A 23939-nucleotide genomic window follows, 5' to 3' on the forward strand; every position below is an offset into this window, starting at 1 on the left:
TCCGTTTTTTATACGGATTGCCATAGGGTCGGTCCAGATATCTGATCAATTCGTGATAATTACTTCTAATTCTTACCGAACCATTCTATTTAATTGATTCTTAGAGAAAAATAGCCCGTTGATGCGCTTATAGGGCATTGATAAATGACGATTTACCTCTTGATATGGCGCAAATACCCGTCTAAATGCGGCGCAATACATCTCAAGGTTGCAAAAGCACGCGTTAATAATCGCGTTGTTGGAAGGCCGCTTTCCAACTTGTTCCAGGGTCGGGCATGTCGGCATCCTGTCGATGCCACCAACCGCCGCCTACGGCTTGAAACAACGCCACGCTATCGAGATAACGGTCAGCGCGTGCGCTGATCAGATTAAGGCGTGCTTCAAGCTCAATCTGGACGCTGGCCTGAAGCAGGACAGGGCTGATATCGCCGATATCAGCCTGACTGCGTGAAATACTGAAGCTTTCGACAGCGGCTTTCTCATTAGCGGCGCTGATGCTAAGGGCATCTGCATCCTGCTGTAAGGCATGGAGACAATCCGCAACATCCTGAATGGCTGAGAGAACCGTGTCCCGATACGTGGCGACGGCGGCAGTCACCTCCGCACGGCGGGCGCGCTGCGTATGAAGCAGAGCACCGCCCTGGAAAATAGGCTGCGTTACCATCGCGGCGATGGACCAGTTCCCCATTCCCGGTGCAAAGAACTGATTCATCGCATTCACTGCCTGCCCCGGGAAAGCGGAGAGCTGCACATTTGGCAGCCGATCGGCAGTGGCAACGCCCAGATCGGCCGTCGCCGCGTGCAAGCGGGCTTCGGCCTGTCTTATATCGGGGCGTTGATCCAGCAGGCCCGAGGGCAATGTGACAGGTAAATTGGCGGGAAGCTGGAAGTCCTCAAGATCAAACGCCGGCAGATCCTCATTCGGCGTGGTCCCGATAAGGGCTGCGATGAGATCATGCGTTTTGGCGAGTTGTAGCCTCAGATCCGGCATGAGCGACTGCGCGTGGGAGAGCGCCGCGCGTTGCGCAAGTAATTGTGCCTTTGACACATCCCCCAACGCAAATTGCTTTTCCATCACATCATAGACGCGCTGCTGCACGGCTGTGATCTGCCCGGTCGCGATCAACTGGGCCCGCAGGCGCGCCTGCGTAATAACGGCGACGAGCACGTTATTGATGAGGGTATTCGTTGCGGCAATCAGCTCGAAGCGCTGCGCCTCGGCCTGGGCCGCCTGCGACTCAACGGCCCGCCGATTACCGCCCCATATATCTGGCTGGTAGGTGATGGCCAACTGCGCCGTCTGCAAGCCATAAAGGTAACGATTATTGCCAGGCACAGGCGAGTAAGCGCGTGACGTCTTGTTTTTGGTCGGGTTAAAAGATGCCGCGATTGTCGGTAATAAGCTGCTCCCCTGCGCGTCCGTCTGTTCATAGGCGGATCTGAGACGTGCCTTCAGCGCCGCGAGATTGGGGCTGCCGGCACAGGCGCGCGCAATGAGGGCATCCAACTTCGATGACCCGAAAGCCCGCCACCATTGACCCGAGACGTCCTCCCCTTCCAGTAGCGTCTGCACGGCCCCGGACGGTCCCGCACCCGGCGTGCCGTGGATTGTCTTTGACATAGAGCCGGGTCGATAGCCGGCGTTTTTGTCCATTTCAGGGCGTGAATAATCCGGCCCGACGGCACAGCCATCCACCATCGACAGTAAGATGATAAGGGGAAGAACGCGGTAACGTGTCATGTCCCGCGCACCTCTCTGCGCGCGATCCGCCGGGACCATGCGGCTTCCATTCGGCACAGGAAAACAGGCAGGACAAAAAGCGTCAGAAGCGTCGCGATACCGAGCCCGCCCACAATAACGGTTGCCAGGCCACGTTGAACATCGGTCCCGACGCCCGTCGCGCAGGCCGCAGGCAGCATCCCCGCCGTGGCGACGGTTGCCGTCATGATGATCGGCCGGAAGCGCTCAACCGCACCATCCAGCACAGCATCACGTATCGCCTCCCCCTCGGCGAGGCGCCTTCTGATCGCGGCCACCATGATGATCCCATTCTGCACCGCCACACCGAAAAGCGCGATGAACCCGACCGCAGTCGCGATATTGAGCGTCTCCCCCCGCATAAAGACAGCGATGAGCCCCCCTAATGTGGCAAGGGGGACAATTCCCAGAACGAGGGCGGCAAACCGGAAGGCCCTGAACTCCAGAAACAGCAGGAGGAGCATCAAGCCAAGCATCGCGATAAGAGCGACAGATAAGCGGGCCTGAGCGCGTGCCGCCTGCTCAAAATTCCCGGCCCATTCGAGGTGGAACTGGTCAGCATTGAAAGAGACATCCCGCGCGATGGCCTCCTGGGCATCTGCAAGATATTTAGAGAGTGCGCGGTCACCATTATCCACGCGGATCGTCAATTGCCGCTCGCCAAACTCATGGGTGATATTATCCTCGCCCATATCCAGCGAGATATCAGCAATAAGGGAAAGCGGGATCAGCGCGCCGCCTGTGGCGCGTACCGGGAGGGATTTGAGCGTTTCCATCGTCGCCGTCGCCGTATCCGGCAATTTCAGTGTGACATCATGGACCCGATCTTCCACATAAACCTGTGTCACGACACCGCGCCCCATGGCATTGCCGACCAGAGCAATGAAGCCCGACATATCGATACCGTAACGCGCCATTTTCCGCCGATCGGCATGGATGACAATCTGCGGGATTTTAGGCCCTTGAAACACGGAAGCATCCCGCGTGCCCGGCACCGTCTTGAGAGCGGCGACGATGCGCCCCGTCAGCGCGCGCAATTTTGAAAAGTCATGGCCGTAAACGCGCAGGACGAGCGGACTATGCGCGCCCCCGGCAACATCATCGAGCCCATCCTGAATCGGCTGGCTGATCCCGAAACCAATACCCGGTATGGCGGATAATTTTTGTCGGAGACGGTTGAGGAAATCCGCCTTCGTATCGCCCGCGGGCCAGGACGCGTAAGGTTTAAGGCCGACCGGCATTTCGATGTGAGAGAAAGTCCATGGGTCCGTGCCGGAGTCATTCCGCCCCAATTGCGTGATGGCATAGGTCGTTTCCGGCAAGGTTCTGACAGCACGGCGCAGCTGGGTCGCGATTTCCGAGCTTTTTTCCAGCGAAATGCCGGAGGGCAGCTGCACCTGTATCCAGAGCGTCCCCTCATCGAGTTGCGGCAGGAAGGCACGGCCGATATTGGCCCCCAGTAACAATACCGCGACCAGCGCACAGACCGCCCCGATGAAGATCATATTGAACTTGTCGAGAGCGCGCTCAAGCAGATGTCGGTAGGCGGATGTCAGCCAGATCACTGGCCTGACGGAGATGATGCGGCGCGGCTGTCGCAGCGCATAATAAGCGAGGGCCGGGACGAGACATAAGGCGCAGATCAGCGCGCCGAGAAGTGCGAAACCGACGGTGAAAGCCATCGGGCGGAATAATTTGCCCTCCGCCCCCTGAAAGGCGAAAAGCGGGCTGTACGCGGCGATAATGATCAAGGTCGACGCGAAAATGGAGGGCCCGGACTGGCGGGCGACCTGGATGACCTCATCCGCTGTCAGCTGCCTGTCGGGATGATGCTCCCGCAAGCGAAGGACGGCCTCCGTCACGACAATGGCGCCATCAACCACCACGCCGAAATCCACGGCACCAAGGGAGAAGAGATTGGCCGTCAGCCCCACAATTTTCATCAGCACGAAGACGGTCGCGAGCGCCAGGGGGATGGTCACGGCGGAGACAAGCGCGCTGCGCGGTGAGCCGAGGAAAAGCGAGAGGATCAATATGACGAGCAGAATGCCCGCGGTCATCGTTTCCCCGACCTTATGGGTCGTGGCATCGACGAGATCTTTCCGGTCTATATAGGGAACAAGACGAACGCCCATGGGTACGAGCTGCTTCTGCAATTCAGCGACGCAGTGATGCACGCCCTTCAAAACCTCGCTGGGATTCGTGCCGGTCAGCATCGTGACGATCCCGCCAATCGCGTCAGGATTGCCGTCCTTACCGAGTATACCCTCCCGGATCCGATGGCCGAATTGCACCTGGCCGAGATCCTTGACGCGGATGGCCGTGCCGCCCTGCTGCTTAATGCCGATCAGCCGGATGTCATCAAGACTATGAATGATGCCGACGCCGCGTATCACGTAGGATTGCTCCCCGCGTGTCACCCTGCCACCCGCCGCATTGCCTGTATTGCGCTGAATCGCCGCCACCACGTCATCAACGCCCAGATTATAGCGATAAAGGGCGTCGGGGTTGAGGACGAGTTGATATTCCTTCGTGATGCCGCCGAAATTATCGACATCGACAACACCTTTGACGGATCTCAGTTTCGGGGTGACGACCCATGTCTGAAGATCCGTCAATTGCATCAGGTTCTTTTGCGTCGATTCCAGCGTGTAACGATAGATTTCACCGGCAGGGCCTGTAATCGGCCCCAATTGCGGCGCGGCCCCACCAGGGAGTGCGACTTCCGCAAAATCCTGCGAGACCAGTTGCCGCGCCAGATAAATATCCGTGTTTTCCTCAAAAATAAGTGTGATGATGGAGAGTCCGAACGTGCTGCTTGACCGCATGGCAGCGCGGCGTGGCACGGCGCTGAGGGCGCGTTCCAGCGGGCGGGTCACTTGTTGCTCGATTTCCTCCGCCGCCAGACCGGGCACCTGCGTGATGACCTGCACCGTTACCGGACTCAAATCGGGATACGCGGTAACGGTGATTGTCTCCCACGCGAAAAGTCCTGCGAGCGCCATGATAATCGCGGCGGCGAAGCAGACAAAACGACCATGGAAGCACACCGTCATGATCCGCCCGATCCGGCTTTCACTCTTCAAAGGATCGGGGAGCGGAGAAGCGTCGTGCATCACACCGCGTCATTCAAAAGAATAGCGCCCTGCGTGACGATGATATCATCGGGCTTCAGCCCTTTCCTGACGCGGACATGATCCGTCTCATCAAAACTGGCCTCAATAAAACGGCGCGCATAGCGACCTTCCGCCACTTTGACGAAAACGATCAATTGATCATTATTCATCACGACGGATGATTTCGGAATCAAAAGCATGGGCGGCATCGGAATATCAATGCGGGCATGGGCAAACATGTTCGGGCGCAGGACCCTGTCAGGATTGGGGCAGGTCATGCGCGCGATGATCCGACGAATTTCATCGCGCAATTCAGGGTCGATCCGCTCAACCGTCCCATCACAGACGCGCCCCGGCAGATCATCGAAAGTGACATGCATGGGCAGGCCCGTTCTGATGGTGGCCACGGCATCCTCCGGCACGTAAGCCTCAATCTGGACCAACGACAGATCCTCCAATGTCGCCTGACTGATTGTCGCATCCGTGATGTTTTTGCCTTGGGCGAGGATGGTGCGCTGCACATTACCGTCGATCGGTGACAGGATTTTGACCTGTCCCGACGTCACCTGGTCCGGGCCGATATTCAATGCCTTGAGCCGGCGCTCCGCCCTTTGACGTTCCGCCTGGGCCTGCGCGAGGGCGTTCAGGGCGCCATCAAGATCTTTCGCGGCATTCCCGCCGACCTTGAGCACGTTGCGGGCGCGTGTCACGACGCGTTCCTGATAAGTTTCCTGCGCGATGGCGGAGCGGTAATCCGCAAGGGCCTGATTGAAATCACTGGATTCCATGACGGCGAGAACCTGGCCGCGACTGACAGGCTGTCCCGCCAGCAGGCTTGTCTCAACAATACGCCCTGTGACGGGCGGGAAAACTTCAACTGTCGTGCGCTCATCGGACCGGATAAAAGCCGGGACGTCGTGCTCATGAAGGCGGGAGGCGGCTTCGACCGGGCCTGTTTTGATCTGATCGCGCACGGTGTCGCTGTCATCAAGAATGACAACCCCTTTTTCCACCCGGATAGGGGTGGAATGGTCCGTCATTTTTGACCGGTGCAAATAACTGTGGAGCGTCCAAAGCGTCAGGACGATAAAAATCAGAATGAAAACGGCAATGACGCGTCGGGAACCCGTGATCTGGCGCATTCCTGTGATTCCCACCCTGGTGATATGGTCAGAAAGGCGGTTAGCCGATACGGTGCGCCCACCGCAAGATTATTAACAAAAAGCGTAACTTGAAAAGGAGAACGCGAAAATCCGGCTCCGTTTGCATCACCATGCGGGACGCCCCGTCGCGTTTTGTCCTTCCAAGCTTGACGAGAGGCATGGAAATTTGGCTTCAGCGCAGCTTATAGCCGATGCGTATCGTCAGACGATAAGGATATGTCAGCCGATCGGGATCCGGTGGAAGGGGAATGGGTTCAGCATCTTTTGGGAGCGCGATAGCGGCTTCATCGAGCGCCTCATTCCCGCTGGACTTCGCCAATCCGCTGTCGACGACATGGCCCGAGCGGTCAAAGGAGAACCAGATGCCGACCTTGCCCTCAATGCCGGCGCTTTTAGCTTCATTCGGGTAGCGTCGATAGGCCTTCAGACGCGCATAAACACGTCCCATCCAGTTATCCTGCGCGCCATTTGAGGCGGCAGCCTGCTTCAGATCATGATGGTCCATCGCATTTTCCGACGCAGGCGGTGCGGTCGCTTTCTCAGCCGGGGGTGCTGGCGTACGCTCCCGGGCCGTCGATTTGCTCACCAGGTCGCGATGGAGATTTCTGCGCAACTTCCGAAATTTAGGAACAGCCAAAGGCGGCGTTTGCAACGATGTCTCCGGGGCCGGAATACGGGGCGGCGAGATGGGTGTAGATGCCGCCAGATTGGGTTGCGTGAGGGGCCCCGGGTCGAGAAGGCGCGGGGGCGCAGGCGCGTGAATGAGGGAGATCTGAATGGATTGCTGCGCCTCGCTGGCGTCACCTTTTGTTTCGGCCAACTCTCTCACGACAATCAGGCTCAACAACAAGGCGAGGGCGATGGCGGCGCCCGTCATGAGTAAGCTTGAGAGCCACCGGCGTTGCCCATGACGCCGCGCATTCGCCACATGGCGCATATGCCAAGTTGAGAAACACGTTTCATCGAAACGCGGCAAAACTCATTCCCTCTTCAGGAGGACGAGGGCGACTTTGGCGTAACCTGCGGTGACGAGTTGATCCATCACCTGCATCAGGCTTCCGTAATCGACCGCCTTATCGGCGCGCAGAAAGATGCGTTCATCCTTATTGCCCTTTGTCGCCGCAGCAATCGCCGCAATGAGCCCGGTCGCGGGTATCTTCTCTTCCCCCAGGGAAATCGAACGATCCGCCTGCACGGTGAGATAAATGGGCTTTTCAGGTCGAGGTCTGGCCTGCTGGGTGGAAGCTGGGAGATCCACCGGCACGCTGACGGTTGAAAGCGGGGCTGTCACCATGAAGATAATCAGCAGCACCAGCATCACATCGATAAACGGCGTGACGTTGATTTCATGGGCTTCCTGATTTGTTTCGTCAGCATGTCGGATTCGGAGGCTCATCATCGCCTGCCTAAGCGTCAGCTGCGCTGCGGAGCTGCAGGACGGGCGCGGGGGCATTCAAGGCCTGGCGGGAAAGATCACGCGAGACGATCCGCATCAGGCCCGATGTCAGGTCGGCCACATGGGCGCGGCACTGCATTGTTTCACGTGAAAGATGATTATAGACAATGACGGCCGGGATCGCGGCCACTAATCCCATCGCCGTCGCCAGCAGGGCCTCGGCAATACCGGGCGCCACCACAGCGAGGCTGGTCGCGTGACTGGCCGCAATGCCGGTGAAGGACCGCATAATCCCCCAGACCGTGCCGAAAAGACCGATGAACGGCGCCGTTGCCCCGATTGTCGCGAGTATGCCCGTCCCTTTATTCAGGGCGCGGGCCTCGGCCGCCTCGATCCGTTCCAGATGCAGAATGACACGTTCCTTGACGCCGTCCCGATCCGCCGTGATATCGCGAGAGCGTTCCTGTTCTGCTTTCACAGCGAGGATCATGCCGTGACCAAGATAATCTTCATCCTCAAGATGTTGGAAAGCATCATCCATATTGTGCGATGCATTAAGGATTTTGTCCTCCGCCATGAGGCGTCGCCTGAGGCGTGATAATTCGATTGTTTTGGAAATAAGGATGACCCACACCGTCACAAAGCCGAGCGCCAGAAGGGTCATGACAAATTTTACGACCGGTTCAGCCGTCAGGAACATCTGCCATGGAGAGAGACTCACGCCCATAATCTTTGATCCTTCAGACGGGACGGCCTCCTGACACTCAATCTCGGGCGCCAGAGGTCACATTCCTCTGAGAGCGCAGATTAATGCGAGTCGTTATCATTATCAAGATGGAATTAAATTAAGTTTTCCATTCGAGCTTTGGCCTCCCGGTTTTCCGGCGATGCCGTCATTTCCGACGTTCCTCATCCTCCAGCCCCCGGATCGATACAGGGTCTGAACTGCCAAGGAGGTGCCCTAACGGCGTCAGGCGATCAATATGGTCACAGACGATCTTCAGCACGGCCAACATGGGCACGGAGAGGAAGGCCCCGCCAATGCCCCACATCCAGTCCCAGAAAACGAGGGAGGATATGACGAGCACCGGGTTGAGCGTGAAGCGTTTGGCCAGCAGAAGCGGGGTGATCGTCTCCCCTTCAATGAGGTGGATGAGGAGGTAGATGAGCGGCGGCGCGAAAGCCCAGATGACCGCGTGGAAGCTCGATAATGCGACGAAAAGATAGATGACGACACCGGTCAGCGGGCCGATGATCGGAATATAATTCAGCAGAAAAGCCAGCACGCCCCAGAGGAGCGGGTTGGGCATGTCCAGCAGCCAGCATTGAAGGTAATTCAGCAATCCGACGAGACCGTTCATGACCGTGATTGTCGCAAGATAAATCGATACGTTACGTTCAATTTTGGCCATCATCTGCTGAACGCGCTTGCGCCCTGCATGATGGGGCATGACCTCGATAATGCGCCGCAGCAGAACATCCCCGGACGACAGGAAGAAAAACAGCAGAAGAATTGTGGTGAAAAATTCGACCAGAATGGTGCGCGTCCCATAAAGGACGGTGACCCCCCAACTTCCGAAAAAAGCGGGTGAGGTAACTTCATGAGGGCCGGAGACGTTTGCTGATGGCGCAAATTGTTGGGACGTCATGAAAAATGAGATGATGCGGTTATAAGCGCGCTGCAGGAAATCGATCGGCCCATTCAGAAAAACCAGTTTCTCCTGCAGCAGGGCGATATTCTGCGACGTATGTTCAAGCCAGGATGTCGCCGGGACGGAAACCGCCGTCGCAATACCCCCTACCACCAGAAACATGACGAGAATGAGCGTCAACGCCGCGAGAGGCTTCGGCAGGCGCAAAGTCCGATGCAGAAAACGCATGGGCGTGATCATTAATAGGCTGATGATTAGCGCGAAGACAAATGGCAGCACGATTGTCGCCGCGAAGTAAAGGATTGTCAGCATGATGGTGGCCGTGACAATCAAGGTGCAGACATCCCGGATATTGAGACGGCTCTCTGCCACGGCCCGCCTGATCATCAATTTTTTGCGACGCTCGACGTGAAGGGCCTCACGGTCGGAAATCCGGGATTGCTGCGTCATGGTGCTTGAACCTTCTCTGCGTCATCCACTTTGTCAAATTGAAGGCGGTGCCATCTTCCCTGATCGCGGGACCGAAGGGAGGCACCGCCGCATCACGCGATATGTGGCACAACCGTGTGTACGCTGTTGCGTAAAATCTTGCATCCATAAACAATCTTTCGTCCCATGACGTAATGTGGCAGTTTTAACTTCCATGATTTTCTCCCCGAAAAAACGTTTTGGTCGCCAGGCTGACGCCGCCGATGTCTCATCTGAGCAGGCACCTGTCATTGACCCCCAGGAAACCAACCCGGCGCGTTTCACGCATGGGGACATTCGGCGCCATGTTTTCGTGATGGCCTCTACCGGTGCGATCGGCCTGATGGCCGTCTTTGCGGTTGACCTCCTCAATTTCTACTATATTTCCCATCTTCATGACCCGAACCTGACCGCCGCCATCGGCTTTGCCGGTAGTATCAGTTACATCCAGATTGCCCTGTCGATCGGCATGACGATCGGGTTGGGCGCGACAATCGGCCGCCTCCTGGGTGCGGGACGCCTCGTCCGCGCGCGTTATTACGCGTCATGTTTTATCGCTTTCATGTTCTGTATCAGCGCGGCGCTTGGCGTCGTCACATTGATTTTCGCGTATGATCTCCTCGCTGCGCTCGGGGCGCGAGGTGAGGTGTTGCGCCAGGCCACCACCTATTTGCGAATCACATCATTCGGCCTTCCCCTCGTTTGTCTGGGCATGGCGCAATCCGCCCTTCTCCGCACGACGGGCGATGCGCGTCGCTCCATGCAGGTGTCGCTGATCGGGGCGGTGGTGTCCGCCCTGCTCGACCTCATTCTGATTTTCGGGTTCAATCTCGCCCTTGTCGGCGCCGCGATCAGTACCATCATTTCCCGCTTCGCGGTGGTGACCGCCGCTTATCTCAGCCTGCGCCGCCATCGCATCCTGACCTGGCCACGAATGGAATTTTTCAGCGCCTCACTCAAGGAAGTCGGGGCCGTCGCCCTGCCCGCCGTCGCGACAAATATCGCAACGCCTTTCGGGGGGGTTTTTGTTACACATGCCATGGCGCGTTTTGGTGCGGAAGCCATATCCGGCCAAACCACCATTGACAGGATCATCCCGGTCGCCTTCGCCTTTGTCTTTGCCTTGACAGGCTCAGTCGGGCCGATCGTCTCGCAGAATTACGGCGCGCAATATTATCATCGTGTGCGGGAAACATTGGTGGCCTCCCTGAAAATGACGATGGTCTGCGTCATCATCACCTGGATCACGCTTTATGTGTTTCAGAACGAGATCGTGACGATCTTTGCGCCGAAAGGTGTCGCGCTCGACATTGTGCACCTGTTTTGCGACTATCTGGTCGCGAGCTATTTCTTCCTCGGGCTTCTCTTCGTTTCCAACACGATTTTCAACAATCTCTCGCGCCCGCTTTTCTCAACCGGGTTCAATTGGGGGCGCGCCACACTTGGCACCATCCCGCTTGTCTGGATCGGCGCACATTGGGGGCCTTTCGGCATTCTTTACGGACAGGCTGTGGGGATGATCATCTTCGGCAGTGTCGCCGTGTTGACCGCGTTCTGGGTTGTTAATCACCTCGATCACGCCACGCCGCGAAAAACACTCAGATAGAAGTCATATTCCCGCTGAAAGGAATCCCGCAATGTTTCTGCCTGGCGGAAACCATGGCCTTCACCCGGGTAGATTTTAATCTCGGTGGTGACGCCATGATCCTTCAGACGCTGATACATCTCCTCCGCCTGCGCCAGAGGCACAACCTGATCTGCATCTCCATGCAGGAAGAGAACGGGCACATTGATTTGCGCCGCATGATGAACGGGTGAACGGGAGGTGTAGAGATGACGCGTCGCGGGAAGCGGCCCGATGAGGCGGTCAAGATAGCGGGACTCGAATTTGTGAGTTTCAGCGACCAGCGTCATGAGATCCGCAACGCCATAAAGCGATGTCCCGGCACAGAATATATCTGAAAGCGCCAGACATTGCAGCACGGTCAGCCCGCCGGAACTGCCCCCGCGAATGACGCATCGCTTCGGATCCGCCAGGCCCTGATCGCAGATGTAGCGCACGGCGTCGATACAGTCTGTCACGTCACGCGCGCCCCATTCCCCCTCCAAAGCCTGTCGGTAAGCGCGCCCCCACCCTGAGGACCCGCGATAATTCACATCCAGTAAGGCAAAACCCCGCGTCGTCCACCACTGCACCTTGAATGAAAAAGCCGGATTGGCCGCCGCTGTGGGGCCGCCATGCGCCGTGACGATAAGCGGCGGACGCCCCGCCGCATCCGCGAGAGCAGTGTCATCGACCGGCGCATAAAAGAAGCCATGTGCCGTCGCCCCGTCGCGCGTGGGAAAAGACAGAGCACGCGGATGGGCACAATCATCCGGGCCGATCCCGTCCGGGAATGTGAAAGCCGTTTGCAGAACCCGGCTTTGGGCAAGATCGCGCCCGATGCGAATTGAAGGCGGGGCATCGCTTGGGGTGTGAAGCCAGGCGAACGCATCACCAATTGGCAGGGGCACGGCGGCTGAAAACCCGAAATGCGCGTCCCGCCAGCCATCTTCATTAAAAGACGCGACGTGTGGCATCCCATTTTTAACGCCATGCGTCAGAAGCCCGCCATCGCGCAGGCAGATGAGGGATTGATGACCGAATACCCAGGGTGGCGCGCCGATCTCAAAACCCGAGTCTGGCAGAAACGCGCCCGCCCAATTTTCTTTCTTCTCAAATTTTACCGGCTGCCAGGTACCGTTCGCGTCGGAAAGGGCGAAGAGCGTCGTCTGATCCTGCCAGACCGGCTCCATGACGCTGCAAGCTGCATCCTCCCCTACCAGGACTCTTATCCCCGCGATGGCAGGATGTCCCGCTGCCCAATCCAGTCGCACCAATTTCAGTTGGGTTTCGTTCCAGGGCATATTGGGGTGGTCCCAACTGACGAAAGCGAGATATTGCCCATTTGGCGACAGGCGCGGTGACGCGTAGAAATCCTGCCCCCTGACCAGAACCGTCTCGATCCCTGCCGCGACCCAGACGATGCTCGTCTCGGCCTGCCCGCCGGCGCGATGATCCTCCCTTATGCAGAATACAGCTTCCGGCGCAGAGGGGCATAATGCCGCCTGCGCCGCTGATAGAGGGGAAAAATCGGCGTAACGACAATTATCCGTGCCGCCCATCACCTTCTGCACGCCGTCTGGGATGTGATAGATGCGGCCATCCACGGCATTGGTGAAGATGACGCGGCCCTCCGCGCTGACCGCATAGGCTCCGCCACCATATTCATTGACCGAAGATCTGACATTGACATCGGGCGTTGTCACGTCACGGGGCGGGAACGCGTTTTTCTGCGCGACGAGGGTTGTCTTCCCCCCATTAGCGGCGCGCGTCTCAAGCCAGTAAATCGTGTCGGCCGAGGTGCGTATTTCGGCAAGCTGGGTGGTGCGCCCGGCCACGAAATCGGCGGTGACCCAGGGAGAATGTTGCTTCACGGGTGAGGGTGTTTGTCTTTTTGTCATGACGGTATGCGGTCCGGCTCCAGAAAGGCTTTGACATGATGGGTGATGATGTCGATTTTTGTTTCCTTTGATCAAGCCGCCGGAGGATGACGAACCTGTTAGACTTTCTTGAACATCTCATCCGGGAATATGGTTACGGCATTGTCGGTTGCGTCGTCATGCTTGAAAGCATGGGTCTGCCCTTACCGGCCGAAAGCCTAATTATTGCCTCTTCTCTCTATGCCGCATCAACCCATCATCTTGGCATCCACTGGATTGCCCTGGCGGCAATCATCGGCGCGATCATGGGGGATAATTTCGGGTATCTTATCGGACGTGCGGTCGGTTTTCCCTTATTGATCAAACATGGCCGTAAAATCGGACTGACGCCGAAACGCCTGTTACTCGGAAGATACTTGTTTCAACGCCATGGTGGAATCGTTGTTTTCTTCGGACGATTTGTCGTTATACTGAGATTGTTTTCCGCCTTACTCGCCGGTGCCAATCATATGAACTGGCGGCTCTTTCTGGTCTATAACGCGTTGGGCGGAGTTGCATGGGCGGGAGGTTATGCGGCGGCGACTTATTTTCTCGGTAAAGGCATTCTCAATCTCTCCGGGCCCTTTGCCCTTACGATTGGTGGTGTTTTTCTGATTGTGGCCCTCATTATCTTCATCCTGCTGAAAAGAAACGAAAAAAGGTTTATGCTCGCCGCGATGAATGCGGCGCAACATGATCCGCATTTGCCGAAGGACGGAGAATGGGCAGAACTCAGAAGACAGGCGGCAGAAAAACAGCCGTCATAACGGGCAGCACCAATGGTCTGGGGCTTGAGGCCACGCGTCAACTCGCCGCGCGCGGTGTCCGCGTCATCATGACAGGACGCAACGCCCAGAGAGGGCAGAGTCGTGTCAATGATCTCAAAAAACAAATGCCTGAAGCTGATATAAGCTACTCCCAGCTTGATCTATCCTCACTTGAAGGGATCAGCCCCTTCGCGCAAAGCCTTGATGTCGAAGGGCTCGATATTCTCATTAATAATGCTGGCGTCATGGGTCCGCAGGAACGCGTCCTGACTTCATACGGTCAGGAGCTACAATTCGGCACCAACCATCTTGCGCATTTTTTGCTGACGTCGTGCCTCCTTCCCGCGTTGATCCGTGGCAGAGGGCGGGTCATCACCGTGGCCTCGCGCGCCGCTTTGAAAGGACGGATCCATTTTGAGGATCTGAAAGCCGCGCGACATTATGATTCTATGACGTTTTATCGTCAGAGCAAACTGGCCAATCTGATGTTCGCTCTTTCATTGGACAGATTGCTGCGTCAGCATGACATGCCTGTACAATCTTGTGCTGCGCATCCGGGATGGACACGCACAAATATGATCGCCAGCATCCCGCATCAGGAGACGATTCCAACTCTTAAACAGCGACTCTATCAGCGCGTTATTGAACCGATCGGCGCTGCGATTTTCAATCATTTCGCGCAGGATGTCGCCGATGGCGTGCAGCCACTTCTGGCGCCTGTCTGGCTCGGTGGCGATGTGGGCGGCGCTTATTTCGGCCCGCAGAAATTCGGGGAAAGAAACGGGCCTGTCGGCCCGGCTCACATTCCCGCTTCAGCGCGTAAGGAATCCGACCAGAAGCGCCTGTGGCAATGCTCGGTCGAGATCACCGGCGCCCAATATCCCTTCACTTACAGCTGAAAAAAACCATCAACGCTTCTCTCTTTCAGCCCCAGGGCCGAACGACGATTGCAATGACGATGATGATCATGAGAAGCGTCGGAACCTCATTAACCACGCGGAAAAACGTTTCAGAATGAAGGCGCTGCTCATGTCGCAACTGGCGGCGCCATCGTGCACAACAGCCGTGAAACCCGAAGAGACCCACCACTGCGATGAGTTTCGCCCACCACCAGCCCGCATGCCAGTCAATCACGCCGGGTATCAGAGCAAGGATGATGCCGAGCAGGGTCGTCAAAGTCATGGCAGGCGCAATAATGGCCAGGGAAAGACGGCGCTCCATCAAAATGAACCGCGCACTCTCCACACTGCCCACTGATGTCTGCGTGTGGTAGACATAGAGACGTGGCAAATAGAGCATTCCCGCCATCCAGGCGATGACGGCAATCATATGAAAAGCTTTCAGCCAAAGCAGGTAGGGGATAAAAATATCCATTACGTCCTTCCTCTCGCATTTCTCAAAGCCCGTCCCAGCTCGGAAAGCGACCGGATGACGGTAAGATTCGGGGGCGCATCCGCCGGGCGCTGACCATCTTCATGAAGAAAAACACAGGCCATGCCCGCTTTCTCCGCCGCTTTTGCGCCCGGGAGACTATCCTCTACCACGAGACATTCCTGCGCGGATCGTTTTTCCGCCGCAGCTGCGGCAAGGTAGACATCCGGCGCCGGTTTGGCGCGGGGCACGTCGAACGCTGAATGAATGCGGTCATCGGGAAAAAAGGGCGTCAAACCCGCGCGCGCAAATTTGGCATCCATTTCTTCCCGCGAGGAATTTGAGGCCACGCGAAAAGCGTAACCGAGCGCCTTCACATCATTCAGGAGCGCTTCCACGCCTTTAACGGGCCGGGCTTCATCTTTCATCATCGCGACCATGCGCGCCTGCATCTGCGTCACAAGATCGTCCGGCAGGGATTTCTTCAGATCCGCCTCCAACGCCTTTTTGACGACGGAAAACTGCGTGCCGGAGAAGCGGACCAGAGCTTGACCCGGCGTCATTTCCACACCGCATGACGACGCGACTTCCGCAATCAGGCGTGAGGAAGCATCCTCACTATCGATCAGAACGCCATCACAATCGAAAATGATGAGCTTGAGGGCGGCGGGAATAAAATTTTCCGTCATGAAATATCGGGTCTTTTCTGCGTGCGTATGGCCTCGACCAGCATGGCGACATGTTCGGGCGGGGTTTCCGGCATGACACCGTGGCCGAGATTGAAGATATGCGGCCGATGCGACATGGAACGGCAAATATTCTGTGCTTCCCGGGTCAGCGCATCTCCCCCCGCCTTGAGGATCAATGGGTCAAGATTTCCTTGCAGAGCCATCGAATCCGGTAGGCTTTTCGCCACGATTTCTAAACTTGCCCCCGTATCACAGGCAAGGGCGTCAATCCCGGTCTCCCTCGCGTAGACCGGCGCCATGACGCCCGCGAGCCGGGGAAAACCAATGATTTTGACGTACGGATATTGGGCGCGAATCGCCGTGACAATCTGCCGCGTCGGCGCAATGACATAACGCTGAAAGAGGCCTGGCGGCAAAAGCCCCGCCCAACTATCGAACAACATCACCGCTTCCGCCCCGGCATCAATCTGCGCGATCAGCATTTCAGCCGTGGCGTCTGTCAGCAGCGTTATCAGCCGGTCGTAAAATGCGGGCGCTTTCAGCATCGCCTCCCGCGTCATGCTGTAATCGCGGGAACTCCGACCCTCAACCATGTAGCAACTGACAGTAAAGGGACTTCCGGCAAATCCCAGCAGACTTGTTGTGGGCGGCAAGGCACGGCGCAAATGGCGCAATGTCTCCAGGACTGGGGAGATGAATGAAGTGACGGCCTCCGGTCGCAGCGCTTCAAGCGCCGCATCGTCGCGGATCGGCGTCAGGACGGGCCCTAGATTTTCCACAAAATCCAATGCCTGCCCCATCGCATGGGGGAGGATCAGAATGTCGGAGAATAAGATGGCCCCATCCATGCCAAAACGCCGGATGGGTTGTAATGTCAGTTCTGTCGCGATATCCGGCGTCAGGCACCGCGTCAGAAACGGCGATTTTTCCCGATAGGCACGGAATTCAGGCAGGTACCGCCCGGCTTGCCGCATCAGCCACATAGGGGGCGGCCAGACAGGATGCCCACTTAAAGCGCGTAAAAGCGGTTTTTCAGCTGAGACGGGGCGAGTGATCGTTTCAGTCGGCGGGGAATTGCACGTCATACGAGCCAATAAACATAAAAGAAGAAAGAAAAGAAAGTGATTGTCTTTGTAGAGCCCTGTGGAAGACGGGGTACCCGCCTTTCAAAAAATGTACCACATGTTTCCCACACTGTGTACAACTCTGGACGTGGCTGTCACCAAGGGCTGCATGAATCTATCCAGATTTACCCACAGAAGGGCTGTGTACAATTCACCTGCAAACCCCCGGAAGGGCCCTATCCACGGTACTCCACCATGGCCTCCCGATGAGGCGGTTTTTTCCCCATGTACCCCAGTACTCACGATCCGGATTAACAGAGTGACGTCGCCTGTGTGAAAATACGTTCATCGAGTCCCGACTCCGTGAGAGAAGATTTTCATATGACGATTCAACAGAGACACACGCCGCTCATCCTCGCCAGCGCTTCCCGGACAAGGTTTGATCTTCTGAGCCGAGCGGGCCTTTCTGTCCGGGCATGTCCTGTTGATGTGGATGAAGCCATCATAAGAGATGAAGCGCGCGCGCGAGGCGCTGAAGGCGGAGAGATTGCGGTTGCACTCGCCCATGCCAAGGCGCGCTGTTACAGCTTGAGGCCAGATGCTGAAGAAGGCGCATTGGTCATCGCCGCGGATCAGATCCTGACCTGTGAAGACCGGCAGATCGATAAGGCGCCTGACCTGCCCGCACTGCGTGACATCCTGATTTTTCTGCGGGGGCGAACGCATATTTTGCAGACGGCCTGCGTCATCTACCAGCATGGCGCTCCCCTATGGACGCATCTCGCGCGCCCACACCTTCAGATGCGCCATTTCAGTGATGCTTTCCTTGATGATTATCTACATCAGGCTGGGGAAGCGGTTCTCAGTTCAGTCGGGGGTTATCAGCTTGAAGGACGGGGCGTGCAGCTTTTTGAGAAAATCGAAGGCGCTTATGATGAGATTCTCGGCCTCCCCATGCTTCCCCTTTTCTCCGCCTTGCGACAATTGGGCGTGGTGGCGTGATGTGTTTCAGCAAGTTAGGACTTGCCAGCCTTTCAACGGCCCGTTATACGGGGCTCCACGGTGAGATATCCGCCAGAAGGCGGGGCCATAGCTCAGTTGGTAGAGCGCCTGAATGGCATTCAGGAGGTCGTCGGTTCGATCCCGATTGGCTCCACCATTTCTCAAAATTCTATAGTTAAGCGCGGCGCTGAAGCGCCGGGATGCGGTTCTGCATCGGCCTGCGGGGCAATCTCTATAGCGTGCGGATGTAGGCCTCCGCCGCCTTGAGGAGGCGATCCGCTCCCGCCTGAGTATTCGCCTCAACATAAAGCCGCAATTCCGGCGCGTTGCCGGACGGGCGGATATGCAGGATGTCCCCCGACGTAAAGAATAGCCTTGTGCCATCCGTCTCATCAATATGGTCGAGATGGCCAGGGATCCCCAGTGCCGCCCGGAATGCATCTGTCTCCGCGCAGGCACTGAAATGCGCGACCAGCGCCAGGCCCTGATCCCGCGATGTGTCTTTAAGGCAAGTTGACGCGGTTGCGCGCTTGGGAAGGGCCTCGATCAGTCGGTTCAGATCATCGCCATAATCCCGAGCTGAGATAAGCGTGGCGATGAGCGGCAATGCAAAATCCCGTGTCGGCAACGCGTCCAGGATATGGTGGCCGTTGAAGAGGCGTCGTCCCAAAATCAACCCGCCATTCGCTTCATAACCGATAATCGCGCCCTCCGGCACAGGCGCAGGGTCGGACATGGCAGCGAGCACATAAGGTGAACCGATTTTTGTGCGCGCGATGCGGGGCACAACCTGACTTAATTCCAAGCCTGTATTGCTTGTCACCGGCGTCGCGACAAACGCTGCCTTCAACAGACGCGCCGTGACCAGTCCCATAATATCGCCGCGGATCATATTGCCGTGATGATCGGTCAGGAGCGGTCGGTCCGCATCGCCATCTGAAGAGATTATGGCCGAAACCTGGTGTCGCGCCGCCCAATCTCGCAGCAACGCCGTATCTTCCCGCGTGAGCGCTTCCGTATCGATGGGATGAAACGTCGCTTTTCGCCCGAAAGGCACGGCGCGCCCGCCAAGTGCATTGATGAGATCGACCATCAGGTCACGCGCGACCGAACTATGTTGATAGACGCCGACCACCATATCCTTGAGGGCATTATCACCGAAGAAATCACGGTAACGTGCAAGAAAAGCCGTGACCACGTCTATGGGCGCGGGCAGTTCCGGCGCGGTGATCAGATCGCCTGAATGATCGAACAATCCTTCCGGGAGGGTGACATGCTGCCGACGCATGCCTGCCTCATCTTCCTTGGAAAATTCCTGACTTTCACGATTGAATTTGATCCCGTTTCGATCCGCCGGAATATGGCTACCCGTCACCATGAGGGAGGGGATTTTTTTCCTGAAAGCGGCGAGACTGAGGCAGGGTGTCGGGACAAACCCGCAAAACAGAGGGCGCCCTCCGGCTTTACGCACGGCCTCCAGGCAGGCACGCAGGATCCGAGGCGAGCTGGGACGCAGATCCCCCGCCAAAGCGACTTCCATCCCGGGTGAAAAGGCGCCCACCTCGCGCATCCACTGCAAATATCCTGTGACATAGGCAAAGCAGAGCCGGTCCGTCATGGCAGTGACGAGTCCTCGCGCACCACTTGTGCCGAAGGCCACGCCACTTTCCTCCATCCATGACGAGATCAGCATATTTCCTGTGCACTCCGCTCTGGTCATGTCTGGAAGATACAGCATCGGGAGGCCGGACAATAGCGGTCAGAAATTCATGTTCTCTCAGCGATGCGTGGCAGATCTACACGCGGGATAGCGGCGGGCGTAGAACCCTTCTGCGCCGTCGGGACGTCGCAGCTGATGTGCCGCGACCCGACTAAAAACGTGCCGCCTCTTCAGAAAGTGACCAGGTGGGGCCATCAAGATGGTGGCGCGCGAAAATCTCGATGGCCTCCTTCACGGTCCATTTCTTCCAATCCGCGTCAGCATGGCGCCCGTACCAGATTTTCGCAAATTCCCAGATCTGTCTGATAGGACGCACGTCGCCCCTCGGAATATTTCTGACCGCGCACCATTCATCCGTTTGTGCCGCGTCACGGAAAAGCAATTGCACCGAGCATGTGTAGACAACATTCTCCCATGCCTGCTTCATCTTTATCGGAAAGTGAACGACGAAATCTTCATCCAGCAAAACGCCATTCTCGATCCTGACGGTCACGGGCGCGTCAATAGCGCTCAGTCGGGTCTCGATTGTCCCTGTTCCGCCGATGAGATGCACGACTCCAAGCGCGCACCAGATACAGTTGCCCCACCATTTGCGGTCACCCAATGTCACCACACACGTTGTCGGCGCAGCGGAAAATGGATGCGCAATCCATATCTCATCGGAACCAGGGTGGAGGACAACGCCATGGTCATCAGCGAGAGCGTGGAGCCCGGTCCTGACCTGCACGTCGTCGCAACGCAAATGTGTCGATAATTCCCGCCTTGTTGGCGGGCGTTGCTGAAGGATAAAGGTTTTTATGATGGACTCATGCAGGTGTGCGATATTCGTAATAAGCCCTTCTCCCGATTGCGAAAAAATGCGCCTAGGCGTTGAGCGATTTCTCAAGTTGCGGCAGCACCTCAAAGAGATCGCCGACAAGGCCATAATCCGCCACTTTAAAGATGGGTGCCTCCGGGTCCATATTAATCGCGACGATGACGCGACTATCCTTCATGCCCGCAAGATGCTGGATCGCGCCAGATAAGCCGACAGCGATATAAAGCTCCGGCGCGACGATTTTACCCGTTTGGCCGACCTGCATCTCATTCGGGGCGAACCCGGCGTCGACGGCAGCGCGAGATGCGCCGATGGCCGCGTTGAGCTGTGTCGCGATGCCGTCCAGAAGCTTGAAATTTTCCGCATCTTTGAGGCCACGTCCGCCGGAAATCACGACGCGCGCTGACTCCAACTCCGGACGGTCGGATTGCGTCAGCTCAACGCCCAGAAGTTCGGCTTTGTCTGTGGCAACCTCCGAGGTCAATACGTCGACGTCGGCCGACCCCGCATCAAGATCCGGCGTTGGATCGAAATTCGCGGCGCGCACCGTCAGGATTTTCAGATTATCGCGAGAGCGGACCGTGGCGAGCGCATTGCCCGCGTAGATCGGGCGCACAAAACTTGACGCGTCCAGAATTTCAATCACTTCCGTGATGGGCTGCACATCGCACAACCCCGCCAGACGCGGCAGGACGTTTTTTGACAACGCTGTCGCTGCACCGATGATATGCGTGTAATCACCAGCTTTTTCTGCGATCAACGCCGCCATATCCTCCGCAATCATAGCGATGGATGGTGCGTGCAGGATTTTTGAGACACCCTCTAACTGGCGAAGGGGCGTTACATCGCCATCGCCGAAGAGGATTGCATGGACGTCGCCCAATTGTCGCGCCGCCGTAATCGCGGATCGACTGGCGGGTTTGACCTTACCGGCCTCGGTTTCAATGATAACAAGCGCTGTCATACTCAGACGACCTTTGCTTCGGTGCGAAGTTTCTCTACCAGTTCCTCAACCGAGGATACGATGATGCCGGCCTGGCGCTCCGTCGGTTCGACGACTTTGATAATATCAAGGCGCGGGGCGAAATCGACGCCAAGCGATGCGGCTTCAATCGTCTCAAGCGGCTTCCTCTTGGCCTTCATGATATTCGGCATGGTGGCGTATCGCGGTTCATTCAGCCGGAGATCCGCCGTGACGATGGCGGGGAGGGAGAGGCGAAGCCGCTCCGTGCCAGCATCAATCTCCCGCGCTACCTCGATTTTGCCATCGGCCATTTCGACCCGGCTTGCGAAAGTCGCCTGCGGCCAGTCCAACTGTGCTGCCAGAATCTGGCCTGTGGCATTCATATCGTCATCAATGGCCTGCTTGCCCATAATGACCAGATTTGCGGCTTCCTTTAGGATGATCGCCTTCAAAAGCTTGGCGACGCCCAAAGGCTCAACCGCATCCTGCGTCTGGACAAGGACAGCGCGGTCCGCGCCCATAGCCATGGCATTGCGCAAAATAGGTTGACTTTCCGCCGGGCCGATGGAAACCACCACCACCTCGGATGCCTGACCTTTTTCCTTCAGTCGGATGGCTTCTTCAACCGCAATTTCGTCAAACGGATTGATCGACATTTTAACGCCTTGCGTGTCAACGCCCGATTGATCGGCCTTGACCCGCGGCTTGACGTTGTAATCGATCACGCGTTTGACCGGGACTATAATCTTCATCACGCTCTCACTCGTATAAATAACGGCGCAGGACGGACGACAATGTGTCTGAGGTCACATCCCGGCAGGGTAATTGGGGCCGCCACCACCTTCAGGTGGACGCCAATCAATGTTTTGTTCAGGATCTTTAATATCACAGCTTTTACAATGAACACAGTTCTGCGCATTAATTTGAAGAGCGCGTCCCTCCGGGACTTCAATCGTTTCATAAACGCCGGCAGGGCAATAACGGGTTTCGGGACAATCGTAAAAGTCGCGATTTACCGCCTTCCACAGCGCTTCATCGCGCAGTTTGAGGTGAACGGGCTGACCCTCCTCATGATTTGTGCCGGATAGATAGACGGAGGATGTCAGGTCAAAAGTAAGTGAGCCATCCGGTTTGGGGTAAGGGATGGCCTTGCTGGTGGCTGCTGGTTGAAGTGAAATATTGTCGGGATGTCGATGATGCAGCGTCCAGGGCGCGCGTCCACGGAATAGAAGCGTATCAAGCCCGGCATAGATGGCGCCCAGCCGCGTGCCCCACCGCGCGAAAGCGGGCCTGAAATTCCGCGCCTTATAAAGCTCATCAGCGAGCCAGCTCTTTTCCAGACGTGCATTGAGATCAGACGTTGCGACGCGCCCCCCCGGCGCGTCAAGCACCGAAGCGGCTTCTTCCGCTGCCAGCATGCCGGATTTCATGGCTGTGTGCGTGCCCTTGATTTTAGGCACGTTGAGGAACCCCGCCGTGTCGCCGGTCAGCATACCACCGGGAAAAGAGAGGCGTGGGATGGATTGAAACCCGCCCTCAGACAAAGCCCGTGCACCGTAAATCAATCGACGCCCATTTTTGAAATGTTCGGCAAAAGCGGGATGGGTCTTGACGCGCTGCATTTCCTGAAAAGGGGAAAGATAGGGGTTTTGATAATCGAGTCCGACAACAAAGCCGAACGAGACCAGATTTTCGCCGAAATGATAGAGGAAGGCGCCACCATAGGTCTGATCATCAAGGGGCCAGCCGAAACTATGCTGGACAAAGCCGGGACGGTGCTGCTCAGGCGGCACTTCCCACACTTCCTTGACGCCAAGACCGTACGTCTGCGGGTCGACATTCTCTCGCAGATGATATCGCGCCATAATGGCTTTGGTGACCGACCCGCGCGCGCCTTCCGCAAGGATCGTCTGTCGCGCGCGAAGGATCATACCTGGCGCGTATTGCGGCCCTGGCTGACCGTCGCGGCCAACACCCATATCCCGACAATGACGCCGCATAAACGGTCATCTTCAATAAGCGGGGTGGCGGCGGCAAAGCCGGGATAGATTTCGACGCCCAGTGCTTCCGCCTGTTCGGCCAGAAAGCGGCAGAAACTGCCAAGACTGACGACGTAATTGCCATGATTTGACAGGGCTGGCATGAGTCGCTCGAAGAATGGCAGAGCGAAGGCGCGCTCCTCCGTCAGGAAGAAAAACTTTTCAGAACTTACCTGCGTCTGTAGAGGGGCGTCGAGGTCGCGCCAATCAGGGAGGAGCTCATCCAGGCTGCGTGATTCAATTACCGCGCCGGAGACGATGTGCGCCCCGACCTCACTCCCTTTTTCAAGCACGCAGACGGAAGCCTCGGGTTTGAGCTGCTTCAGGCGGATCGCGGCGGATAGACCGGCAGGACCGGCGCCGACGATCAGCACGTCAAATGACATTTCCTCCCGCTCAATTTCAGATGTCGTCATCGGTTGCGCAACCT

At 57.1% G+C, this 23939-nt stretch carries 19 protein-coding genes, 1 tRNA gene and 1 pseudogene; 5 read left to right on the plus strand and 16 right to left on the minus strand.

Translation table 11 applies throughout. From position 1 onward, the window contains the following. Nucleotides 1–223 precede the first annotated feature (223 nt). From CGLAMM_RS04970 to CGLAMM_RS05000, 7 genes are all read right to left on the minus strand, one after another. Entirely contained in the window at nucleotides 224–1741 is a 1518-nt protein-coding gene (locus tag CGLAMM_RS04970; protein WP_394818937.1) for an efflux transporter outer membrane subunit, read from the minus strand. Beyond that, nucleotides 1738–4875, minus strand: a complete 3138-nt coding sequence (locus CGLAMM_RS04975) for an efflux RND transporter permease subunit (RefSeq protein ID WP_394818938.1) — start codon at nucleotides 4873–4875, stop codon at nucleotides 1738–1740. The genes CGLAMM_RS04970 and CGLAMM_RS04975 overlap by 4 nt, the downstream gene beginning before the upstream one ends. Next, nucleotides 4875–6017 (minus strand): efflux RND transporter periplasmic adaptor subunit, encoded by a 1143-nt coding sequence (locus tag CGLAMM_RS04980; RefSeq protein ID WP_394818939.1) that lies wholly within the window; start codon nucleotides 6015–6017, stop codon nucleotides 4875–4877. The genes CGLAMM_RS04975 and CGLAMM_RS04980 overlap by 1 nt, the downstream gene beginning before the upstream one ends. A gap of 193 nt (nucleotides 6018–6210) precedes the next feature. Then, the gene (locus CGLAMM_RS04985) at nucleotides 6211–7014 is read right to left on the minus strand and encodes an energy transducer TonB (RefSeq protein WP_394818940.1); all 804 of its coding nucleotides are present in this window, start codon (nucleotides 7012–7014) and stop codon (nucleotides 6211–6213) included. A 3-nt stretch (nucleotides 7015–7017) separates the two neighbouring features. Further along, nucleotides 7018–7434: a TonB system transport protein ExbD gene (exbD, locus tag CGLAMM_RS04990; protein ID WP_394818941.1), complete on the minus strand. Its 417-nt coding sequence runs from the start codon at nucleotides 7432–7434 to the stop codon at nucleotides 7018–7020. 10 nt (nucleotides 7435–7444) lie between these two features. Beyond that, nucleotides 7445–8161, minus strand: a complete 717-nt coding sequence (exbB, locus tag CGLAMM_RS04995; RefSeq protein WP_394818942.1) for a tonB-system energizer ExbB — start codon at nucleotides 8159–8161, stop codon at nucleotides 7445–7447. A gap of 166 nt (nucleotides 8162–8327) precedes the next feature. Next, the gene (locus CGLAMM_RS05000) at nucleotides 8328–9536 is read right to left on the minus strand and encodes an AI-2E family transporter (protein WP_394818943.1); all 1209 of its coding nucleotides are present in this window, start codon (nucleotides 9534–9536) and stop codon (nucleotides 8328–8330) included. Between the two features lie 175 nt (nucleotides 9537–9711). Here CGLAMM_RS05000 and CGLAMM_RS05005 point away from each other — a divergent pair, with 175 nt between their 5' ends. Continuing rightward, on the plus strand, nucleotides 9712–11160 hold the full coding sequence (locus CGLAMM_RS05005) for an MATE family efflux transporter (protein ID WP_418115446.1): 1449 nt from the start codon (nucleotides 9712–9714) through the stop codon (nucleotides 11158–11160). Here the strand turns inward: CGLAMM_RS05005 and CGLAMM_RS05010 are convergent. Then, nucleotides 11130–13031: an alpha/beta hydrolase family protein gene (locus CGLAMM_RS05010; RefSeq protein WP_418115447.1), complete on the minus strand. Its 1902-nt coding sequence runs from the start codon at nucleotides 13029–13031 to the stop codon at nucleotides 11130–11132. The two genes, CGLAMM_RS05005 and CGLAMM_RS05010, sit on opposite strands and share 31 nt — an antisense overlap. A gap of 113 nt (nucleotides 13032–13144) precedes the next feature. Here CGLAMM_RS05010 and CGLAMM_RS05015 point away from each other — a divergent pair, with 113 nt between their 5' ends. Together CGLAMM_RS05015 and CGLAMM_RS05020 are read left to right on the plus strand one after the other, a co-directional pair. Next, nucleotides 13145–13843 carry a DedA family protein gene (locus tag CGLAMM_RS05015; protein WP_394818949.1) on the plus strand — a complete coding sequence of 233 codons (699 nt, stop codon included), beginning with the start codon at nucleotides 13145–13147 and terminating at the stop codon, nucleotides 13841–13843. Then, a complete protein-coding gene (locus CGLAMM_RS05020; protein WP_394818950.1) occupies nucleotides 13798–14742 on the plus strand; it encodes an SDR family NAD(P)-dependent oxidoreductase in 945 nt (314 codons plus the stop codon). The genes CGLAMM_RS05015 and CGLAMM_RS05020 overlap by 46 nt, the downstream gene beginning before the upstream one ends. Nucleotides 14743–14767: 25 nt before the next feature. On the opposite strand, the gene hemJ is transcribed toward CGLAMM_RS05020, so the two are convergent. Genes hemJ through hemE form a run of 3 tightly spaced genes read right to left on the minus strand, consistent with a single transcriptional unit; the run spans nucleotide 14768 to nucleotide 16988 of the window. Further along, complete coding sequence (gene hemJ, locus CGLAMM_RS05025; protein ID WP_394818951.1) at nucleotides 14768–15217, minus strand: protoporphyrinogen oxidase HemJ; 450 nt, start codon at nucleotides 15215–15217, stop codon at nucleotides 14768–14770. Continuing rightward, entirely contained in the window at nucleotides 15217–15903 is a 687-nt protein-coding gene (locus tag CGLAMM_RS05030) for an HAD family hydrolase (RefSeq protein WP_394818952.1), read from the minus strand. The genes hemJ and CGLAMM_RS05030 overlap by 1 nt, the downstream gene beginning before the upstream one ends. Continuing rightward, on the minus strand, nucleotides 15900–16988 hold the full coding sequence (hemE, locus tag CGLAMM_RS05035; protein WP_418115448.1) for a uroporphyrinogen decarboxylase: 1089 nt from the start codon (nucleotides 16986–16988) through the stop codon (nucleotides 15900–15902). Before hemE ends, CGLAMM_RS05030 begins: the two co-directional genes overlap by 4 nt. Before the next feature lie 360 nt (nucleotides 16989–17348). Here hemE and CGLAMM_RS05040 point away from each other — a divergent pair, with 360 nt between their 5' ends. Together CGLAMM_RS05040 and CGLAMM_RS05045 are read left to right on the plus strand one after the other, a co-directional pair. Beyond that, nucleotides 17349–17969, plus strand: a complete 621-nt coding sequence (locus CGLAMM_RS05040; RefSeq protein ID WP_394818953.1) for a Maf family protein — start codon at nucleotides 17349–17351, stop codon at nucleotides 17967–17969. 81 nt (nucleotides 17970–18050) lie between these two features. Then, nucleotides 18051–18126: transfer RNA gene (locus CGLAMM_RS05045), tRNA-Ala, on the plus strand. A 75-nt stretch (nucleotides 18127–18201) separates the two neighbouring features. Here CGLAMM_RS05045 and CGLAMM_RS05050 read toward each other — a convergent pair. The 5 genes and pseudogenes from CGLAMM_RS05050 to CGLAMM_RS05070 all read right to left on the minus strand — a co-directional run bounded on the left by CGLAMM_RS05050 (nucleotide 18202) and on the right by CGLAMM_RS05070 (nucleotide 23895). After that, nucleotides 18202–19662, minus strand: coding sequence for a phosphohexomutase domain-containing protein (locus CGLAMM_RS05050; protein ID WP_394818954.1), 1461 nt, complete (start codon nucleotides 19660–19662; stop codon nucleotides 18202–18204). Nucleotides 19663–19840: 178 nt separating this feature from the next. Further along, nucleotides 19841–20431, minus strand: coding sequence for an alkylmercury lyase family protein (locus CGLAMM_RS05055; protein WP_394818955.1), 591 nt, complete (start codon nucleotides 20429–20431; stop codon nucleotides 19841–19843). A gap of 121 nt (nucleotides 20432–20552) precedes the next feature. Then, the gene (locus tag CGLAMM_RS05060) at nucleotides 20553–21470 is read right to left on the minus strand and encodes an FAD-binding protein (protein WP_394818956.1); all 918 of its coding nucleotides are present in this window, start codon (nucleotides 21468–21470) and stop codon (nucleotides 20553–20555) included. Nucleotides 21471–21472: 2 nt separating this feature from the next. After that, nucleotides 21473–22222: an electron transfer flavoprotein subunit beta/FixA family protein gene (locus tag CGLAMM_RS05065; RefSeq protein ID WP_394818957.1), complete on the minus strand. Its 750-nt coding sequence runs from the start codon at nucleotides 22220–22222 to the stop codon at nucleotides 21473–21475. A 54-nt stretch (nucleotides 22223–22276) separates the two neighbouring features. After that, a pseudogene (locus CGLAMM_RS05070) lies at nucleotides 22277–23895 on the minus strand (electron transfer flavoprotein-ubiquinone oxidoreductase). Nucleotides 23896–23939: the final 44 nt, after the last annotated feature.

Source organism: Sorlinia euscelidii, assembly GCF_036452135.1.
In the GTDB taxonomy this organism is placed as follows: Bacteria; Pseudomonadota; Alphaproteobacteria; order Acetobacterales; family Acetobacteraceae; genus Sorlinia; species Sorlinia euscelidii.

Coding starts and splice junctions, on each gene's coding strand:
- CGLAMM_RS04970 (WP_394818937.1), bottom strand. CDS start 1,741: ATGACACGTTACCGCGTTCTTCCCCTTATCATCTTACTGTCGATGGTG.
- CGLAMM_RS04975 (WP_394818938.1), bottom strand. CDS start 4,875: ATGCACGACGCTTCTCCGCTCCCCGATCCTTTGAAGAGTGAAAGCCGG.
- CGLAMM_RS04980 (WP_394818939.1), bottom strand. CDS start 6,017: ATGCGCCAGATCACGGGTTCCCGACGCGTCATTGCCGTTTTCATTCTG.
- exbD (WP_394818941.1), bottom strand. CDS start 7,434: ATGAGCCTCCGAATCCGACATGCTGACGAAACAAATCAGGAAGCCCAT.
- exbB (WP_394818942.1), bottom strand. CDS start 8,161: ATGGGCGTGAGTCTCTCTCCATGGCAGATGTTCCTGACGGCTGAACCG.
- CGLAMM_RS05000 (WP_394818943.1), bottom strand. CDS start 9,536: ATGACGCAGCAATCCCGGATTTCCGACCGTGAGGCCCTTCACGTCGAG.
- CGLAMM_RS05015 (WP_394818949.1), top strand. CDS start 13,145: ATGACGAACCTGTTAGACTTTCTTGAACATCTCATCCGGGAATATGGT.
- CGLAMM_RS05020 (WP_394818950.1), top strand. CDS start 13,798: ATGGGCAGAACTCAGAAGACAGGCGGCAGAAAAACAGCCGTCATAACG.
- hemJ (WP_394818951.1), bottom strand. CDS start 15,217: ATGGATATTTTTATCCCCTACCTGCTTTGGCTGAAAGCTTTTCATATG.
- CGLAMM_RS05030 (WP_394818952.1), bottom strand. CDS start 15,903: ATGACGGAAAATTTTATTCCCGCCGCCCTCAAGCTCATCATTTTCGAT.
- hemE (WP_418115448.1), bottom strand. CDS start 16,988: ATGACGTGCAATTCCCCGCCGACTGAAACGATCACTCGCCCCGTCTCA.
- CGLAMM_RS05040 (WP_394818953.1), top strand. CDS start 17,349: ATGACGATTCAACAGAGACACACGCCGCTCATCCTCGCCAGCGCTTCC.
- CGLAMM_RS05050 (WP_394818954.1), bottom strand. CDS start 19,662: ATGCTGATCTCGTCATGGATGGAGGAAAGTGGCGTGGCCTTCGGCACA.
- CGLAMM_RS05060 (WP_394818956.1), bottom strand. CDS start 21,470: ATGACAGCGCTTGTTATCATTGAAACCGAGGCCGGTAAGGTCAAACCC.
- CGLAMM_RS05065 (WP_394818957.1), bottom strand. CDS start 22,222: ATGAAGATTATAGTCCCGGTCAAACGCGTGATCGATTACAACGTCAAG.